The following is an 18,980-nucleotide window of genomic DNA, read 5'->3' on the forward strand; positions in this document are numbered from 1 at the left end:
TTCACGGTTTATTGCACCCCTGGTTCCGGCCAAGCCATCGGTCATCGTTATTTTACTGTGTTGCGTCAGGAGACTCGCATGACCGGACGCCTACATGTTCACGGGCTCAACCCCACCCGACTACTTCCCATGCTGGAACTCAGCCAGGCGTTGATTGAATCGCCTAACCTGGCGCCGCGCCAGCCTATTTCGGCCATTCGTCGTGAAGGCAGCACCACTTGCCTGACCACGCTCTTCTGGGGTTTGACACCGCCCTGGCTGAACGTGCTCGATCATGCACCGCATTGTGCACGTGCGGAGTCGCTGGAAAGCCGCAGCATGTTCCGCGAAGCCTTTCACGCACGGCGTTGTCTGATACCCGTCACCGGCGTCTATATATGGAAATCACGTCCTCGCGCCAAGCAGCCGTTTCTGGTCACCGAGGTCGGTCGTGCCCCGCTGCTGCTGGCTGGAATCTGGTGTCGCTATCATACCAGCTTGACGCAATTCAACGACTCCACCGCCCTGATTACGGTACCGGCCAATGCCTGGCTTTCCCGGCTGAGTGATCGCTTGCCCGCGATCATCCACCCGGATCAGGCGCCCTCTTGGCTCGACCCTGCGACCCCGGTTGAAGAGGTCAACGCCTTGCTGACTCCCGCGCCTTTGGAACTGTTAGGCGCATTTCCGGTATCAACTAGGGTAAACAACCCTGCCTATCAGTCATCGGACTGCGCCTATCCGGTTGGTTCGATGCTGCGCTGGGCTTCGTCTCAGGAGCTTTAATGTCTCATCTTGCCCGCTTATCCGGCCGGCCCCGGCGTCATTTTGCGACCCTGGCCGGCACGCTATTGACCGGCACACTGCTTTCCGGCACTGCCTGGTTCGCTGATTCGGCTTGGGCCTTGTCCGACGAGGACGCCCTGGCCGACGTAATCAAGCCGATCGTCAGCCCTTACGACAGCCGAGACTATCGAGTTCTGGCGCTGGAAAACGGCCTCACCGCCTTGCTGGTCAGCGACCCCGATGCCGACAAGGCGGCCGCTTCGATGAATGTCAGGGTGGGTAGCGCCCAGGATCCCGAAGACTTGCAGGGTCTGGCTCATTTTCTGGAGCACATGCTGTTTCTGGGCACGGAGCCTTACCCTCAAGCCGACGCTTATCAGAGCTATATTTCCCGAAATGCCGGTTCACACAATGCTTTTACCGCCTCGCAGGACACTAATTACTTCTTTGATATAGAGCCTTCGGCATTGCCCGGCGCCCTGGATCGCTTCAGCGCTTTCTTTATTTCGCCGCTGTTCAATGCCGAACGGCTGGAAAGCGAACGCAACATCGTGCATTCCGAGTACATGGCGCGCATTCGTGATGAAGGACGCCGAGAAAACGATGTCCTCAACCAGTTGCTGAACCCCGAACACCCCACTACCCGCTTTGCCGTAGGCAGCCGCGAGACGTTGGCAAGCCCGCCACCGGGCGAACCTGACCTACGCGAAAGGGTGATCGAGTTTTATCACAACCATTACGGCCCTAATGTCATGCACTTGGCCGTGGTGGCGCCACAACCGCTCGACACCCTGGAAAGCTGGGTGGTCGAGCGCTTTGCCGATATCTCGGATCGTGGGCTCGAGGCGCCGGTGATTGAAGAGCCGTTGGCCACGGAAGGAACACTGCCTAGTTATGCCGAAATGCAGTCACTGCGTGACGACCACGAAGCACGCTTTTCCTTCCCGATCCCCGACCCGATCAACGACTACCAGCACAAGCCAGCGGATCTCGTGGCCCACCTGTTAGGCCATGAAGGCGAAGGCAGCCTCTTGGACGTGCTGCGTGAAGCCGGCCTGGCCGACGGCCTTTCTGCGGGCGTCGGACGCAGTGACGGCCAGGATGCGCTGTTTTCCGTGTCGATCAGTTTGACTCCGGAAGGCGCCGAGCAGCTCGATGTCATTCAAGCCACGCTATTTGCTGCCATTGAACTGATTCGTGGAAACGGCCTTGAGGCTTGGCGTTATCAAGAACAGGCCCGGCTTGCCGAACAGGCGTTTCGTTTTCAGCAACGCGGTGCGCCTCAACAGGAAGCCACCCATCTGGCGATGAATCTGTCGCGTTATCCGCTGAAGGATGTGCAGTACGCCCCCTACCGCATGGAGGGCTTTACCCCTGAACGCACTAAAGCCTACGCAGATGCCTTACGCCCGGAGACGCTGATTCGTCTCTATAGCGGCCCTGACGTGGAAGGCGATAGCATTTCCCCCTGGTTCCAGGCTCCTTGGGACGAGGTCGAGAGCATCGCCACTAGAGAGGCCTTGACCGGCCTGGCCCTGCCCGAGCCCAACCCCTTTATCGCTGAAAACCTGGAAATTATCGAAGGGCAGGGTGACAAGCCGACGGCCTTGATCGACACGCCTTCCTTCGCCTTCTGGCACTTGCAAAACGATAGTTTCAACACGCCCAAGGTCGAATGGCGCCTTAGCCTGCAACACCCCAGCGTCAGCCACTCCGCGGAAGAAGCGGTGCTCGCCCGGCTACTCGCCGGCTGGCTCAACGATAGCCTTAACGAGCGGCTTTATCCGGCACGGATAGCCGGCCACTCGATGAATGCCTATGCGCATGCTCGCGGCATGACGCTGGCTTTTTCCGGCTGGCGCGATGGACAGGCGCCCTTGATGGAAGAGGTGATCACCCAACTCAAGGAAGGCCATATCGATCCCGCCACCTTCAAGCGTGTGCGCTACCGCTACCAGCAGCAATGGCAGAACGCCCCCCAGGACGCCCTCTACCGTCAGGCGAGCGACACCCTGAGCGAGGCATTGATTCGTCCCCAATGGTCTACCGAAGCGCTGCTGGAAGCCAGCGATGTCTTGACCCTGCACAACCTGGAAGATTTTCGTCAGCGCTTTGTCGATGGGCTCTATGTCGATGCAATGGCGGTGGGCAACCTGACGCCCGAGCAGGCCCAGGCGCAAGCCAAACAGCTAAGGGCCATGTTGTTGCCGCGTCTGACGCGACGCGACATCCCATCCTTGACCCCGCTTGCGGTAGGCGATGACGCCCCGCTATTGCACCCCCACAGTGAGCGCAATGAGTCTCTGGTGCTGCGTTACCTGCAGGGCAATGAACGCTCGCTTCAGGAGCAGGCAGCGTTGAGCGTGCTCGGCCAATGGCTGGACACACCCTTCTATCAGCGTCTACGCACTGAACAACAACTGGGCTATGTAGTCAATGCCGGCTACTCCCCCCTACTCGACGCCCCGGGAATTGCCTTGATGGTGCAGTCCTCGGACGTGGATAGCGCCGGAATCGCCGAGCATATAGATACCTTTCTGAAAAACACTGGGACACGCCTCGTAGCTCTTGACGAGGCCGATCTGGCACCGTATCGCCAAGCGGTGCATGACCAATTGCAGCAACGCGCTACCAGCCTCGGCAGCTTGGCCAATCGCTACTGGCAAGCCACGGCTCTTGATGAGATCAATTTCGAGCGACGCGAACAACATGCCGCTCGGGCCCTGGAGGTGAGCGTGGATACGCTGCAGACGTTGTGGCCTTCACTGCTCGAACAGTCGCTGGATATCCGCTTCGACCCAGGTGTCACTCCCAGTGAGCTGCAGGAATTCCGCGAGTCTCGCCCACCCCTGCCAAGCGCTGACGATTAAACGCAATGACCCACCGGCCCAAGCCTTCACGCATCGAAGGCTTGGGCCGGCATGATCGATTCGACGTACATCACCAGCTCTTCCAGAATCTGTCGCTCGTATTGACTGAGCGGCTGCTGATTGTAACGCGCTATTTCACGGGCGAAGTCCTTCAAGGTAAACCCGGCCAGGGCGCTGTCATTCATGCGCGTCCAGCGAAAGGTTTCCCACTGGGTGAGCTCTTCACCTTCCAGGGTTTCCGGATAGTTTCGGGCGCGATAGCGAAACAGCATTTCCTCCAGCCGTGAATCCTGGAACGCAAAGCGCTTACCCACCAGGCCCCAGGGCGGCGTTGCGCGCACCGCCTGCATTTCCCGACGGTCCGCTGGCGAGAAAAACCCACCCGAATAGAGCATCAGGTCCGGGTCGTGAATTTCCTCTGCGTAAGGGGCGTTGAACACTTCGATGACCTTCGCCGCCACGCCGCTCGCCTCGCGCAAGGTTTTCCAGTGCGCACGGCACATCGCCATATCCAGCCCCAGGCGCTTCACGATGTCGCCATACTCGCCCTGCTGCGAGCCGGACACATCCTTCAAGGCCCCCGCGGGGAACACGACCGGACATTTGTTGAGATGAATCACCTTGAGCGGAATGCGCGTGTCGCCTTCCGCCAGGTCTTGCTGGCTGACGAATACTCGCTCGCGGATTTGCTCGGCGCTCAACGCCATGAGATCGGCGGGGTCGACGCTCAAATCGTAAACAATAATCCCGTTAGCATTGGTAGGATGTTCCGCCAAAGGCAGCACCAGGGCACCACAAGCTCGCGCAGCCGGATAGCGACGCGAGATGTGCAGCAGCGGCTTGCCGCCGGGCAAGTCCACTTGCCGCGCCACGGCACGCTTGCCACGTAACCCCAGAAGATAGTCGAACAGCTTGGGATTGCTTGCCTTGAGCAAACGCGCCAAGGCAATCGTGGCGCGCACATCCGCCAAGGCGTCGTGAGCGCCTTCATGGGCGATGCCATTGGCCTGGGTAAGATGTTCAAGCTTGAAACTGGGAGCCCCATCTTCGCGCAGCGGCCATTGGATTCCCTCAGGACGCAAGGCATAAAAGGCTCTTACCACATCGATCAGATCCCAGCGCGAGTTGCCGTTTTGCCATTCACGCGCATAAGGATCGATGAAATTACGGTAAAACAGCTGACGGCTGACTTCATCGTCGAACCGCAAACTGTTGTACCCCACCACGCAGGTGCCGGGTTCGCTCATGCACTCCAGAATGCGCCCGGCGAACTCGGTTTCCGGCAGGCCGTGGCGACGGGCCTTCTGGGGTGTAATCCCGGTGATCAGGCAAGCGACTGGATGCGGCAGGTCATCATCGGCAGGCTTGCAGTAAAGCTCGAGAGGCTCGCCTATTTCATTGAAGTCGGCATCCGTGCGGATGGCCGCAAACTGAGCCGGGCGGTCGCGGCGAGGATCAGCCCCGAAGGTTTCATAATCGTGCCACAGGTAACTGACCGGGGCGGCATTGGTCGGCGCCATGAACTAAGCACTCCGCTAGGCAAATAAAACCCCAAGCCTAGCACACCCCTTGCGTTCGGTTATCACCCAACTCACCCGGCCATCCGGCTCAATCCCTTTCACTTTTAGGCAAGGTCACGTTCAACTCGAGCACCGAGCAGTTATCTTCGCTATCCAGCGAGATCTGAATGGCATCGTCCCCCACATGCACATAACGACGGATAACCTCCAATAATTCACGCTCGAGCATCGGCATATAATCCGGCTGGCCCCGCTGACTACGCTGGTGAGCCACGATGATCTGTAGGCGCTCCTTGGCTACCGAGGCCGACTTTTTGCGCTCACGCTTCAAAAACTCCAGCAGTTTCATCGACGACCTCCCCCAAACATACGGCTCAGCAGTCCTTTTTTCTGCCACTCATGAAAGCGCAGCGGTACGTCTTCACCGAGTAACCGCGACACGGTATCGGTATACGCCTGGCCGGCATCGCTATCTGCATCATGCGTCACAGGTACGCCCTGGTTGGAAGCCCGCAACACCGCATCGGACTCCGGAATCAGCCCCAATAGATTGATCGCCAGGATTTCCCGGATATCATCCAGTGTCAGCATATCGCCTTGGGTCACGCGCTCCGGGTTGTAGCGGGTAACCAATAGATGCTCCTTGATCGGATCATCGCCTTGCACGGCACGTCGCGTCTTGGATGACAACAACCCCAGAATACGATCCGAGTCACGCACCGAGGAAACTTCCGGGTTGGTGACTACAATGGCTTCGTCGGCGTAATACATCGCCAATTGAGCGCCTCGTTCGATACCTGCCGGGGAGTCACACAGGATATAGTCGAACGTTTCTTTCAGTGTATCGAGAACCTCCTCAACGCCTTCCTGTGTCAGGGCATCCTTGTCGCGTGTCTGGGAAGCGGGCAGGATAAAAAGGTTTTCGACACGCTTGTCACGGATCAGCGCCTGATTGAGTCCTGCTTCTCCCTGGATCACATTAACCAGGTCATAAACCACCCGGCGCTCACACCCCATGATCAAATCAAGGTTACGCAGCCCCACATCGAAATCGATGACCACTGTTTTTTTGCCACGCAGGGCAAGGCCGGTGGCAATGGCTGCTGCACTCGTGGTTTTTCCAACACCCCCTTTACCGGAGGTAACTACAATAATCTTGGCCAAGATATGGATCCTTACTTTATAAGTCTTTCGCTATTATACCAACGGTCGAATTTCTAGCTGCTCGGCCGAGTAATGTACTTCTGCAGGTGCCCCAAGCAGTCTTGAATCAATGTCTTCCAAGCGTTTGTAATTGCCTCCTACCGACAGTAGTTCGGCATGCAGTTCCCGGCAGTAAACACCTGCTGATAAATCACCATGGATACCCGCCAGTGCACGCCCTCGCAATGCACCATAAACATGAATATTGCCTGCTGCCAGCACCTCGGCACCCGCATTGACCGCCCCGACCACCACCAGGTCACCCTCGGCGGCGCTCACCTGCTGGCCGGAACGTACCGTGCCACGATAAAGACGCGTAGCGGCTAATTCGCCACTCGCAGCTTGCGGTGCGGGAAGCGGCTCCGTGGGCTTGCTGTTTTCAGTATCCACGGTTTCCAGGATTCGCCCACGACCGCCATCACTGGAAGGAAACCAGCCCAACCCGAGTGCCCAGGCCGATTGCTTGACGGGTTCAGCTCCTCCCTTGACGGCGACGGGAAGCAGTTTGTGGTCGCGGCACACGGCACAGATACGTTCAAGCGCCAAGTGCGGCTCATTCAGTTTTTCCACACTGAGCACCACCGGTGTATGCTGGAAAAATGCTGGCGACTGGGTCAGCTTACCGGCTAATTGGCGGCGGATGCGCTCCGGGTCGGCACTGTTTAACTCCATGATAGTCATCGGCAACATGCCGCCTTTGAAGGTAAAGGCCATGGTGGCGCTATCCATTTTTAGGCTCATTGCCGAACTCCACGTCATGTTCAGGTAAAATCAAGCTCAGATAAAATAAGCGTAGTGCATTGAAAGCCATCGTAAGGCTTGGATTTCAATCCAGGCAATGCCAAGTTTGGCATTCTCATTTTCTTAGAGGCTTTCTTAAGCACTACCCAGTAAGGCAAAGCTAAGCGACAGCGCCAACGACTGCAACCGCTGAATGTAACAAATGCTCGGCTTGTCATTTTTTCACGCTACGTGTTCCTCAGCAGGATGATTCATGCACGGACTGTTAAGACGCCTGTTTGCCCCACGCTGGCAACACCCCGACGCCGCCGTACGCCGCGAGGCATTAGCACGGCTTGACCCCCAGCGCCCCGAACAACGCCAGGCACTTCAGCACCTAGCCCAAGATGAAGACAGTAACATCCGGCTGGCAGCCTTGGTGGCATTAGTCGATCTTCAGGCACTGCTTGATGGGTACGCTGCTCAAATAGATAATGAGGCCTGGTTTGCCGAGGTGAGCCGTCAGCTTTGCGGTCAGACAGGGCACGCTGATCTCGCCAGTCGTCAAGCGCTGATCGAGACTATCACCGATGCACGTTTGCTCAACACCGTAGTGCTGCAGGGTGACAATCTCGATTTGCGTCTGGCGGCCTTGGCCCAACTTAGTGCGCCTGATGATCTTATTTATCAAGCTTGCCATAACGGAGTAGCGCTGGTGCGCCACAGTGCTGCCGAACGCCTGCATGAGGAAGCTGACCTCAAGCGCCTGCTCAAGGAGGCTCGGCGTGATCGCCAGGTAATACGCACCGCCCGTGAGCGTCTTACACGGCTACGGGCCGACAGCCAATGGTTTCATGACCAATATCAGCAGCGTGAAACCTTGCTGACCCGCCTGGAGCAGCATGCTCGTATGGCTTGGGAGCCTCTTTATGGGGGACGTTTTCGTCATCTGCAGCGTGAGTGGGAGGCTCTCAAGGCGTCTCCCGATTCTACCCAGGAGGCCCGTTACCAGGATGCTTGCCTGACCTGTCGCAAGACGTTGCGCGATCACGAAGCCCAGGAACAAGCACGCCTGGTCGATCAACAGCGCCAGGAAGACGCCAACCAGACCCGTGACGAACTCCTTGAAGGAATAGAAGAAAGCCTGGAAAGCATCTGTCACGGTGCCACCCTGATGACGCAGGACATTGCCAGCTTGCGTTCCCAGAAGCAGCTTCTGGCTCATCGCTGGCAAGCGCTCTCCGACATTCATCCTGCCAGCGAGCAGCAGCAACAACGTTATACCCGCATGATGCACGACTACGAGCGCTGTTATCACGCATGGGAACGCTGGCAACTGCTTGCCAAGGAAGTGGAAAATGCGCTGACCGAGCATGACCTCAAGGCATTACAGGCGCTGACCAAACAGAGCCAATGGCCGGAACACCTGACGCCCCCGGCACTGCTCGTTCGCGCCAGAGAAGCCTTGGCATCCTCACAAGGCGAGCAAACGGATGCCACTGCCACTGAAAAGCTCGATAGTCTTGCCGAGCAACTTGACAGCTTTGAACAGTTTCTCGAACGCGGCGCCTTCAAGAGTGCCAGCAGATTACATCAACGCATCAAGCCCCAAATCGAAGCATTATCTTCTCGCAACAGCAGCCGGCCATTGAAAAACAGGCTTAAGAAACTTGGGGCTCGACTGGCTGAATTGCGTGACTGGCGAGGATTCGTTGCCGGCCCCAAACGTGAACAGCTGTGTGAGTTGATCGATGCCTTGGCTAACGACACGGCAATGGACGAAGCGGCCCTAGACCGTCGTCATCGTCAACTGGTAAAGGAGTGGAGAGACTTGGGCGATGCGGCGGCCAATCGTGAACAGTCTGCTCGCTTTCGTCACTCCTCGGACCGTATTCAAGCCCGCCTGGCGCCTTGGCGTAAAGGTTTGGCAGAGGAGCGTCAGCAGAATCTCATGGCGCGTGAAGCCTTGTGTGAACAGCTCGAAACGCTGCTCGCTCAACCTGCTGAAGATGCAGACCCGGATGTATTGCGTCAGATTCGCGACAAGGCGCGCCAGCAATGGCGGCATTATTCACCGGTACCTCGTGAGCAGGCCGAGACCATTGGACGACGTTTCGGCAAGGTTCGCCACCACCTTCAGGCGCTGATTGATCAACGCGCGCATACAATTGCCACCACCAAACGCGATCTGATCGAGGCCACTCGTCACCTCTTGAGTGACGAGACATTGGCACCTCCGGAGCGCGCCACACAAGCCAAGGCACTACAAAAGCAATGGCGCTCGCTGGGGCGCGCTCCCAAAGGAGAAGAACAAACGTTATGGCAGGAATTTCGCCAGCTGTGTGATCAAATATTTATGCTGCGCGACGCCGCCCAGGCCCAACAAGCCAAGCCGCAGCAAGACCAGCTGGATGCCATGCAGCAACTAATCGAGCGCCTGGACAGCTGGCAACCCAGGGAGGCCAGCGAAGTCGAAATTCTAGAGGATATACTCAAGGAGGCTGCCACACTTGAGCCACTGCCGCGCAATCGACGTGGTGAAGGCATGCAGCGGCGGCTCAGCGGGATCGTACGCACAAGACGCGAACACTTGAATCGGCTGGAGGTGGGCGAGATCGTACAATACTGGCGCGAGCTATATCCCTTGCTCAATGCGCATCTGGCAGCGGATGCAGCGTTTATCAACCATAACGTTACTCAGGAGGTCATCGCTCAAGCGGTTGTCACCGTCCCGCTAAAGCCATCCTTCCAGGCCGCTCACGAGAAGCGCAACAAGGCACGCCGAGACGCCAGTAACACCTCCCTGGATAGCATCATGCCCGAGGTCGAAGAAGCACTGGCTCGCAATCGGGTGCACTTGTCATTACTGGCCATGGGCCGGGTACGTCAACGCGATGAGCCACTACGCCTGGCGATTCAAGTGGAAAGGCTCAACGAAGGCCTCGTTCAGCCTCTTACTCCCGCCTCCGAGCTGACCGATGTGCTTGCTGAACTTCTCGCCATTGGCCCCATCTCCGAGGCGCTATGGCAAGACGAAGCCGCCGAATTGGATGAACTTCTTGGCCGCCTGGTCCGTTTACCTCCGCCTTGAAGGAAAAGCAAGACAGCAAAACGGGAGGCCAGGCCTCCCGTTTTTTATGCAGCGAAAAAGCTGGTGTACCGATTCAGCCCATGAACTGGCCGCCGTTGATATCGATATTGGCCCCGGTAATGAAGCCCGAATCTTCGTGAGCAAGAAACGCAACCAGACGGCCGATTTCTTCCGGTGTACCGAAGCGCTTGATGGGAATACCTTCACGAATGGTTTCCCGGACTTTTTCGGGAATCTTCATGATCATGTCTGTCGCAATATAGCCAGGCGATACCGTGTTCACGGTAATACCCTTGGTGGCGGTTTCCTGAGCCAACGACATCGTCAGGCCATGCATACCGGCTTTGGCAGCCGCATAGTTAACCTGGCCGAACTGGCCCTTGCGCCCATTGATCGAGGAAATATTGATAATCCTCCCGTAGTTTTGCTCAAGCATCGACTCAACCACACCACGGCAGGTGTTGAAAACGCTATTAAGGTTGGTATCAATGACTTGGTACCATTGGTCGTAAGTCATACGCTTCATGGTGCCGTCGCGGGTGATGCCGGCACAATTGACCAGCACTTGGATAGGGCCATGCGTTTCGTTGATCTCACGGGCACCTTCGAGACAGGCATCATGGTCGGAAAGATCGATACCGGAAAGAGCGATGTTGGTATAGCCATCGGCTTTTTGTGTCTCCAGCCAGGTTTTAGCCTTATCCGGGTTATGGTACCCCGCAACCACCTGAAAACCCGCATCCGCCAAAGAACGACAAATTGCCGTACCGATACCACCAGTTCCACCAGTTACCCAGGCGACGGGGACTTGATTTGCCATTGACTACCTCCCTGATAATGACTCATGGCTTGGCAACATGTTGCTTGCTGGCAAGCCATTCTAGTGAAAAGCGCTCAAGCGCCTTTTTATTACAATCTTGGCGGTCGATGCCCTGATTCTAATGAGGCCCCAACGACCGCAACGTTATAGTTTTTCACATTTGTAAATTAAGCATAGTCCTAACATCACCATGTTGCAGCAGAATGAAAGCAACTACCATAAGCTAATCGTTTTAAAGCCACGCTTGACATAATCCAGAAAAAGAGTAGTATGCATCTCACGTTGATGCGGGGTGGAGCAGTTTGGTAGCTCGTCGGGCTCATAACCCGAAGGTCATCGGTTCAAATCCGGTCCCCGCTACCATTATTTTGAAAGGCAGATCAGTCACTTACTGGTCTGCCTTTTTTTTGCTTGGTTTTTCGATCTTCTCTGTGCCCACATTTTTTGACCGCCTTGAGCCGCAAAAAATCGCATGAGCTTCAGGCGACAGACCAGCATTTTCCTCCGTCCGTTTATTCCCCCAGCGCTAGCCTTTCTTACGTAAGCGTCCGGCAATCCCATCTTGAGCCTGGCACTGCGGGCCGTCAGGATAGTGTCCACTCGTGGTGGACGGCATTGTCGAAGTGCAATACCGGTGGATTGTGCCAGCAGCCTTCCCGCAGCAGAGCACGCTCAACCAGCTTTTTGTGCCAGTTCACCGGACTCGGCTTCATGGATTTCCGAGGCAATGATCTTGCGGCTGTAGATGTCCATGATCAGGTACAGATACCAGTGCTGGCCACGCACCGCTGATGGACAGTAACTGATGTCATAGCCCCAAACCTGGTTAGGGCCTTTCCCGGTGAAGCGGTGAAGCTGGTCGACTTCAGCACTTTGCGGGGCGGCTTCATGCGCCCCCGATGATTCAGTTGCCAGATAAACGCCTTTGTCAACCAGTGACGGCACAATCTGTGACTGTGGCAAACTCCGATACCGGGGTTGATTGCAGGCGCTCAGAATAGCCAGCTCCTCGGCCTGTGTGAGTTTATGGGGCTGGTCGGCCGTTTCCACTACAAAGGCAAGCCTGGCTTCGGGGGACCAGTCTTCCCCGGTGGTGCGATTACCTGGCATGGGCATGCCCTGTTGTCGACAGTGTTTCAGCCAACTATACAGAGTCACGTCGGATATACCTTCCTCGGCCGACACCGACAGGTCCCTTCGGTTCTGTGGAGGCAACAGCTTCTTCAGCACTGCGGCTTTACGTTCTTCAGAATAACGTGGCATGAATGATCCCATGCCACCCCCGCTAGTGAAATTCAGGCGAAATCGCCAACTGGAAAACTAGGCTGATAGAGGGGGAACATCAAAAAACATAAATGAAGCCAACACCGATCTCCGCTTCATAATCATTCCGAGATATGGGGCTATCTGAAACGTCACTCCCATAGGCTTCGTAAAGAGCTTCACCGAAAATCTGCCAGTTTTCGTTCAAGTAATTTCGATAGTTAACATTGACACCAGTTGATCTATACCCGCTATCAACATCGGTTTCTGTAAGACCTGAATCTATGGATTGCTGTGTGTTCACACCAAAGTCCCGGTTGGCTAACTTACCATCGTGGAAAGTGACAGCAGCGCCAACTTCCCAGCCCGTGCCGTTAGGTTCGCAACCCAAACAAGTTCCTGCGCCGAAAATCCCTAGCGTACCGATTTCTCCTGTTAATACACGGCCATCTAAAAAGTAACGCCAATCTTCTGCAAGGGCATGACGCACTTCCAACAGCAATGTCGCTCCAGAATTCGATTCGCCTAACCCATCCAGTCTGCCATCTTCTGAATCACCCTCTTCACGGCCCTCTTCGTAGCCTACTGAGGCTTGAAACAACCAGGCATCCTTGGCCAATGTCCGCCACCCAATTGCTTCACCTGCCCAGAAAAAAATGTGTTCACCAGTTCGCCACTGAACACCCCCAGCCGGGTCGATCTCAAACTCGAATTCGTCCGAACCCTCATAAGCAGTCTCGTATTCAACGCCCAGCCCAAGCCCAAAGCCCCAACCATCGCCATCCGTAAAATCGTCGATAGAAGGAAGCGGAACGAGAGGGGTTCTCGCCTCCGTCGCATTTACCGATCCGAAACATGAAAGAGCGCCAATAAATGTGACGACATGAAGCACTATTTTTTTCATGATTTTTTCACCTATGAAGCAGGAGGTGGTAATACGTTTTACTCGTCACTATAGATGATTATTTTTAACGTAAGAGTTTAGCCATCACGCATTGTCAGGTATAGCCGGTTTCCAGTTGTGGGGCAATAGCTCGTCTATGGCTCTGTTCTTCTGCGTCGGTAGACGCGTCATGACATCCTTCAGATAGGCGTAAGGATCATGCCTGTTCAGCTTGGTCGACTGGATCAGGCTCATGATGCTGGCCGCTGCGCAGTGAGCCGGCGAACAACCAGTTGCGGCGCCCCTGTGCCGGGGACGGATCAGATTCTCTATCCGATTATTATCGATAGGCAACCGGCCGTCATCCAGGTAGCGCGTCAGGGCTGCCCAGCGTTTCAGGCTGTAGTCCATCGCTTTCGCCATTGCTGAGCCCTCCGGCACTTTCTCGCGATGAGCCAGCATCCAGCGGTATAGCGTGTCGGCGATAGGCCTCGCTCTGGTATCGCGTAGCCGTTGGCGTTCTTCCGCGGTGAGCGATTTGACCTCACGCTCTATCTGGTAGAGCTGACCGATCAGGTCGATGGCCTGCTCGGCGATCTGGCTCTTTTCAGTAACGTGCAGATCAACGAACTTGCACCGTGCATGAGCCATGCAGCCGATCTCGGTGACGCCGGCAAAGCTCTGTCTGTAGCCACCATAGTCGTCGCAGACCAACTTGCCTCGCCATTCACCCAGGAAGTCGCGAGCATGGTGACCACCGCGTCCTTCACTGAAGTCGTAGACCACCGCCTTCAACTCTGTGTAAGGCGTGGTGGCATAGGCCCAGAGGTAGGTGCGATGGGTCTTCTTTTTACCCGGTGCCAGCATCGGGACCGGCGTCTCGTCAGCATGCAGCACCGGCTCTTTAAGTAGCAGATCACGCAGCGCATCGACGAGGAGCTGAAGCCGTAGGCCGCATAGGCCGACCCACTCGGCGGAGTTGATCGGGAGAGAGCTGAGACAGATCGAGTGGCATAGTCATATGCTGAGTATGCCAGCCCTTGAGAAATAGCGGGATTAGCAGATCCGCGAATAGCAGATCAGGAGGTTCTATGCCCTTTCTGGCCGGAGAGGTCAGAGCGTTAAGATAACCCCGTTGGCACCGAGACGCTGCCAGGGGAGGCCTTGTACCAATGTCACGACCTGTTCCGCTGATAACTCAATCCGGTCTCTCCGCCACGTCTCAGCCCAGTGGAACTTACCCTGCTTCAGACGCCGGGCACACAGCCAGATACCCAGTCCATCATGAACCAGCACTTTCATGCGGTTACCGCGGCGGTTAGCAAACAGATAAGCGCAATGCGGCCGAGCGGCGCCAAACACCTTCACGACCCGAGCCAGGGCTGTATCCGGGCCAGCGCGCATGTCAAGCGGCTCGGTAACCAACCAGATTTCGTCAATACAGATCACGATAGCAAATCCTTCAGCAACGCCCGGCAGCCCTGTTGATCAGATACTGGCCATTCGACTGTTACGACGCCGTTAGCCCTCGGTATCAATAGGCGAATATAGTCTGTCCGACTATTATGCTGAGTAGTTTCCGGTGCGGACGTGCCTGATACTGGCACTGGATCGAACGCGCGCGGATCATTTCTGGGCGTCTGTCGGCGCGCTTCACGAATCCACTTGTGTACTAGGTTGGCGTTCAATGCATTCTCTAACGCGATGCTGGCCACTGAGGCGCCGGCCTGTGGGCAGGCGTTGATATAATACTGGCTTTGAATTCTGGACTGTAACGGCGGCGCTTGCGGGGCGCTTCCAACACGCTTAATTCGGTCATGGTAGTGTCCACTAAGAAATAGGTGGACACCTACCGTCAAGGAAATCGCGGTTCAGTGGAAGGTGTGTTCACCGGTCGCATACTTTCTTACCGCATACCCTTCCAGTCTTCACGCTCAAGCTCAGGATTTTCTTCGCGGAAGCGCGCGTAGAGTGTAATACCTTGGGTGTCTTCCAAAATATCGACCTGAACTCCCTTCTCGCGCAGCAGCGCTTCCGTGCCCGCGGCATTGGTGATATCGCCCACCACAACACGCGAGACGCCGCGCATATGCAGCAGCGTGGCGCAGATCTCGCAGGGGCTCAAGGAGGTGAACAGGGTCGTCTGGCTGAAGTCGAGTCGGCCCGCATCGCGCATGGCAGCGGTCTCTCCATGGTTGTAAGGATGGTTCTCCTGCACCAGGGTGTTATGCCCCTTGCCAACAATCCGCCGCGTCACGTTATCGATAATCACCGCGCCGATGGGACAGCCGCCCTCGTCATAACTTTTGCGCGCCAGCAGCACCGCGACCCGCATGAGATCGGCATCGCTCAGGCGACGAATGAAGGCCTCATCCATCAACGCCGACAGGCTGGCGGTGGGCATGTGGGCAATGGCTTTCAGTGCCGCCTCGGTGACCTGCGTTTTTTCGTTTAATAGTGATTGCATACTCGCGCCCTTCGGTTTGCCGAGGTTAATAATGGTAACTAGGCTGATTCTAGTGATGTTCAATGCATTAGCATTAGCATCGTCATTTCCTATTCGCCGCACCGTATTCGACAGGAGATTGAAGCTATGTCCAGTCCTGAGCACAAGCAGAAGATCTGGAAGATGATCAAGGATATCAAAGTCGGCATGCTGGTTACGCTGGATGGCGATATGCCTCGTGCCCGGCCGATGCACCTGGTTCAGGATGAATATGATGGCACCCTGTGGTTCTTCACCCGCCGCAGTGCCGAGAAGGTCTTTGAAACCGCCAGTGATCACGACGTCTGCCTCAGCTTCTCCGATCAGGAAGAAGGCGTGTACGTGTCGCTCTCGGGCCAGGCCAACCTCACCGATGACCGCGAGCTGATCGAAAAATACTGGAACCCCTTCATCGGGGCCTGGTTCCCTGAAGGCAAGGACGACCCGGACGTGGCTTTACTGGAAATCAAGGTACAGATGGGTGAGCACTGGAAGGCCAAAGAGAGCAAGACGTTCCAGCTCTATGAGATCGCCAAGGCCAACGTCAAGAAAGACGCTACCCCGAACCTGGGCGAAAATGAAAAGTTCGGCGGCTGACTTCGTTCTGACGCCGGCACTGGCTGGCCTGCCATGGCCTCGGCGCCAACTCAGTGCTATAGGTGAAATGTCCTGATCTGCGGCCGCTCCGGCCGTTTACCCAAACGATTAGAGGAGTATTTATGTCAACTCGCGACGTCGTCATCTGCCATCCCGTCCGCACGGCCATCGGCACCTATGGCGGCAGCCTCAAGGACACCCCCGCCACCGACCTGGGCGCACAGGTCATTCAGGAGACCCTTTCCCGCGCCGGGCTTGCCGCCGAGAAGGTGGATTCGCTGGTGATGGGTCACGTGATTCAGGCGGGCTGTCGCATGAACTCGGGCCGTCAGGCCGGCATTGGCGGAGGGCTTCCCGTGGAAATCCCGGCGCTTACCGTCAATCGGGTCTGCGGTTCCGGCGCCCAGGCAGTGGTCAGTGCGGCCATGGAGGTCTGGAGCGGCATGGCTGACTGCGCGATTGCCGGCGGCATGGAGAACATGGACCGCGCACCCTACGTGATGCCCCAGGGGCGCTGGGGCGCACGCATGGGCGACGTGACCATGCACGATACTATGCTGCTTGACGGCCTCAACGACGCCTTCAGCGGCAAGCACTCCGGCTGGCATACCGAAGATCTAGTGAGCCGCTACAGCATCTCCCGCGAAGACCAGGACATTTGGGCGCTGCGCTCTCAGCAGCGCTTCTCCAAGGCCCAGGAAGCCGGCCACTTCGATGCTGAAATTGCCGGGGTGGAACTCACTAGCCGCAAGGGTACCACCACCTTCGCCCGCGACGAGCACAACCGCCCGGATATCACCCTGGAATCGCTGGGTAAGATGAAGCCCGCTTTTCGTAAAGAAGGTACCATCACCGCAGGTAATTCCCCCGGTCTAAACAGCGGCGCGGCGGCGATGATCGTTGCCGAACGCGACTGGGCCGAGCAGCAGGGCCTCACCCCCGTGGCCCGCCTGGTGGCTTTCGGCATCAGCGCCGTGGAGCCTGGCTACTTCGGCATCGGCCCGGTACCGGCAGTCAAGCAGGCGCTTGAGCGCGCCGGCTGGTCGGTGGATGATCTGGACCGGGTGGAGATCAACGAGGCCTTCGCCGCCATTGCCTTGGCCTGCCAGCGCGAACTCGGCCTGCCGGAAGAGATCGTCAACGTGGAGGGCGGCGCTATCGCTCACGGCCATCCGATTGGTGCCACCGGCGCGGTTCTGACCACACGGCTGTTACATGCCATGCAGCGTAACGGCGAACACCGCGGCATCGTCACTTTGTGTATCGGCGGCGGTCAGGGCATCGCACTGGCACTGGAAACCCTCTGACGCTCGGCCGCTGGCATGTCACGACGCGCCAGCGGCTTGTCTCGAGCTTGACTCTTCGGGACCAAACACCTAGTCATCAACCAGTCCCGCAGCCCGCAAGCGATCCCTCAGGCGCTGGTTCTCCTCGATCAGGTCGGTCGCCAAGGCGGCGAGCTCGGGCGCTGCCTCGAAGTCACGCTCCAGCTGACTCAGCCGTCGGGCACGGGTCAGGTCATGACTGGTGAAGCGCCAGCTCGCCATATAGGGCGAACCATCGGCCAGCAGACCGCTCTCGATACGCTCGACGACCCAATCGGTTTCCACCGAGCAGGCACGAGCCAGATCCTCGAGGGTCAGGGTCGCCTCATCGATCAGTTCGCCTCTGATGATACGCTGCTGCACCATGTCCTAACCTCCCCTGCGTTGGCGCGGGTCGAAAGCGAGTTCATGCGCCATAGTCTTATACAGTTCGCGTGCCTTGTCGGTATCGGCCGGGGGCAGTACCACCTCGAGTTCCACATAAAGATCACCCGGCTCCGGCCCTGGGATACCCCGCCCCTTCAGGCGCAATCTGCGACCGGTCTGTGACCCGGCAGGCACCTTAAGCTTCACCATTCCCGAGGGAGTCGGGGTTTCGATACTGGCCCCCAGAGCGGCCTCCCAAGGTGTCACCGGTACTCTTTGATGTACATCCCGCCCCTCGACCCGATAACGCGAATCCGGCGTGAAGTGAATTTCCAGATACAGGTCACCCGCCGGGCCACCTCCAACACCGGGACTGCCCTGCCCCGTCAGGCGAATATGCTGGCCCTCCTTGACGCCCTTGGGGATACGCACGCTCAGGGTGTGTTCCCTGGAAACCACATGGCCTTGCGCATCAAGCTCGGGCACTTGCAGAGTGATCGCCCGGGTCGCGCCATGGAAAGCATCTGCCAGGTCGATATTGATCTTGGCGTGACGGTCCTCGCCGCGCATCTGATAGCTGCGGCTCCTTCGCCCTGCCCGGCCACCTTGACCAAACAGGTTGGCAAAGAAGTCACTGAACTCACCGAAATCGGCCTCCTCAAAACCACGCCCGCTGAACTCGAAGCCCGCATCCCAGTCAGGGGGCGGCTGAAAATCCTGTCCCGACCGATATTGCTGAGCCAGCTGGTCATAGGCGAGACGCTTCTCCGGATCGGACAGCACTGCCTTGGCCTCATTAAGCTCTTGCATACGCTGTTCGGCTTCAGGCTCCTTGCTGACGTCGGGATGAAACTTACGCGCCAGCTTGCGGTAGGCTTTCTTGATTTCCTCGGTCGTCGCGGTCTTCGCCACCCCGAGCACTTGGTAGTAATCCTTGAATTCCACTTATGAAAGCTCCGACAGAGACCATGACCATCCAGAAGCGCGATGACAACCGTGCCACTCCTGAAAGGAACCAGCGGTTTGACTCAAGTCTAGTCGAAAATGACGGAGGAGAGCTGGCAGTGGAAGA

Annotated in this window: 16 protein-coding genes, 1 tRNA gene and 1 pseudogene; 6 read left to right on the plus strand and 12 right to left on the minus strand. The window is 57.1% G+C overall.

Going from position 1 to position 18,980, the window contains the following annotated elements:
- Positions 1 to 78 precede the first annotated feature (78 nt).
- Both GPM19_RS04115 and GPM19_RS04120 read left to right on the plus strand, forming a co-directional pair.
- Positions 79 to 765 carry an SOS response-associated peptidase gene (locus GPM19_RS04115; protein ID WP_160417587.1) on the plus strand — a complete coding sequence of 229 codons (687 nt, stop codon included), beginning with the start codon at positions 79 to 81 and terminating at the stop codon, positions 763 to 765.
- On the plus strand, positions 765 to 3,635 hold the full coding sequence (locus GPM19_RS04120; RefSeq protein ID WP_160417588.1) for an insulinase family protein: 2,871 nt from the start codon (positions 765 to 767) through the stop codon (positions 3,633 to 3,635). Before GPM19_RS04115 ends, GPM19_RS04120 begins: the two co-directional genes overlap by 1 nt.
- A 26-nt stretch (positions 3,636 to 3,661) precedes the next feature.
- On the opposite strand, the gene sbcB is transcribed toward GPM19_RS04120, so the two are convergent.
- The 4 genes from sbcB to minC form a co-directional block, all read right to left on the minus strand.
- Positions 3,662 to 5,155, minus strand: a complete 1,494-nt coding sequence (gene sbcB, locus GPM19_RS04125) for an exodeoxyribonuclease I (RefSeq protein WP_160417589.1) — start codon at positions 5,153 to 5,155, stop codon at positions 3,662 to 3,664.
- Positions 5,156 to 5,243: 88 nt separating this feature from the next.
- Positions 5,244 to 5,504: a cell division topological specificity factor MinE gene (gene minE, locus GPM19_RS04130; RefSeq protein ID WP_114487617.1), complete on the minus strand. Its 261-nt coding sequence runs from the start codon at positions 5,502 to 5,504 to the stop codon at positions 5,244 to 5,246.
- Positions 5,501 to 6,319: a septum site-determining protein MinD gene (minD, locus tag GPM19_RS04135; RefSeq protein WP_160417590.1), complete on the minus strand. Its 819-nt coding sequence runs from the start codon at positions 6,317 to 6,319 to the stop codon at positions 5,501 to 5,503. Before minD ends, minE begins: the two co-directional genes overlap by 4 nt.
- Before the next feature lie 33 nt (positions 6,320 to 6,352).
- Positions 6,353 to 7,099: a septum site-determining protein MinC gene (gene minC / locus GPM19_RS04140; RefSeq protein WP_160417591.1), complete on the minus strand. Its 747-nt coding sequence runs from the start codon at positions 7,097 to 7,099 to the stop codon at positions 6,353 to 6,355.
- A gap of 253 nt (positions 7,100 to 7,352) precedes the next feature.
- On the opposite strand from minC, the gene GPM19_RS04145 reads away from it, so the two are divergent.
- Positions 7,353 to 10,169 (plus strand): DUF349 domain-containing protein, encoded by a 2,817-nt coding sequence (locus GPM19_RS04145; protein WP_160417592.1) that lies wholly within the window; start codon positions 7,353 to 7,355, stop codon positions 10,167 to 10,169.
- 73 nt (positions 10,170 to 10,242) lie between these two features.
- On the opposite strand, the gene phbB is transcribed toward GPM19_RS04145, so the two are convergent.
- Complete coding sequence (gene phbB / locus GPM19_RS04150; protein WP_160417593.1) at positions 10,243 to 10,989, minus strand: acetoacetyl-CoA reductase; 747 nt, start codon at positions 10,987 to 10,989, stop codon at positions 10,243 to 10,245.
- A 286-nt stretch (positions 10,990 to 11,275) separates the two neighbouring features.
- On the opposite strand from phbB, the gene GPM19_RS04155 reads away from it, so the two are divergent.
- A tRNA-Met gene (locus GPM19_RS04155) sits at positions 11,276 to 11,352 on the plus strand.
- Positions 11,353 to 11,603: 251 nt separating this feature from the next.
- Here the strand turns inward: GPM19_RS04155 and GPM19_RS15725 are convergent.
- The 5 genes and pseudogenes from GPM19_RS15725 to GPM19_RS04180 all read right to left on the minus strand — a co-directional run.
- Positions 11,604 to 11,826 (minus strand): annotated as a pseudogene (locus GPM19_RS15725) (DDE-type integrase/transposase/recombinase); the annotation flags it as partial.
- Between the two features lie 505 nt (positions 11,827 to 12,331).
- Positions 12,332 to 13,156 (minus strand): MipA/OmpV family protein, encoded by an 825-nt coding sequence (locus GPM19_RS04165; RefSeq protein WP_160417595.1) that lies wholly within the window; start codon positions 13,154 to 13,156, stop codon positions 12,332 to 12,334.
- A gap of 84 nt (positions 13,157 to 13,240) precedes the next feature.
- Positions 13,241 to 14,140: an IS66 family transposase gene (gene tnpC, locus GPM19_RS04170; protein ID WP_319928091.1), complete on the minus strand. Its 900-nt coding sequence runs from the start codon at positions 14,138 to 14,140 to the stop codon at positions 13,241 to 13,243.
- Positions 14,141 to 14,248: 108 nt separating this feature from the next.
- Positions 14,249 to 14,584 carry an IS66 family insertion sequence element accessory protein TnpB gene (tnpB, locus tag GPM19_RS04175; protein WP_160417596.1) on the minus strand — a complete coding sequence of 112 codons (336 nt, stop codon included), beginning with the start codon at positions 14,582 to 14,584 and terminating at the stop codon, positions 14,249 to 14,251.
- Positions 14,585 to 15,041: 457 nt separating this feature from the next.
- Positions 15,042 to 15,602, minus strand: a complete 561-nt coding sequence (locus GPM19_RS04180) for a nucleoside deaminase (RefSeq protein ID WP_160417597.1) — start codon at positions 15,600 to 15,602, stop codon at positions 15,042 to 15,044.
- 126 nt (positions 15,603 to 15,728) lie between these two features.
- Here GPM19_RS04180 and GPM19_RS04185 point away from each other — a divergent pair, with 126 nt between their 5' ends.
- Both GPM19_RS04185 and GPM19_RS04190 read left to right on the plus strand, forming a co-directional pair.
- On the plus strand, positions 15,729 to 16,217 hold the full coding sequence (locus GPM19_RS04185; RefSeq protein ID WP_160417598.1) for a pyridoxamine 5'-phosphate oxidase family protein: 489 nt from the start codon (positions 15,729 to 15,731) through the stop codon (positions 16,215 to 16,217).
- A 122-nt stretch (positions 16,218 to 16,339) separates the two neighbouring features.
- Positions 16,340 to 17,524 carry a thiolase family protein gene (locus tag GPM19_RS04190; RefSeq protein WP_160417599.1) on the plus strand — a complete coding sequence of 395 codons (1,185 nt, stop codon included), beginning with the start codon at positions 16,340 to 16,342 and terminating at the stop codon, positions 17,522 to 17,524.
- Positions 17,525 to 17,593: 69 nt separating this feature from the next.
- Here GPM19_RS04190 and GPM19_RS04195 read toward each other — a convergent pair whose 3' ends face one another.
- Positions 17,594 to 17,908, minus strand: a complete 315-nt coding sequence (locus GPM19_RS04195) for a chaperone modulator CbpM (protein WP_160417600.1) — start codon at positions 17,906 to 17,908, stop codon at positions 17,594 to 17,596.
- 3 nt (positions 17,909 to 17,911) lie between these two features.
- Positions 17,912 to 18,853, minus strand: coding sequence for a DnaJ C-terminal domain-containing protein (locus GPM19_RS15590; protein ID WP_160417601.1), 942 nt, complete (start codon positions 18,851 to 18,853; stop codon positions 17,912 to 17,914).
- Positions 18,854 to 18,980 lie beyond the last annotated feature (127 nt).

The organism is Vreelandella zhuhanensis, assembly GCF_009793355.1.
GTDB lineage: Bacteria > Pseudomonadota > Gammaproteobacteria > Pseudomonadales > Halomonadaceae > Vreelandella > Vreelandella zhuhanensis.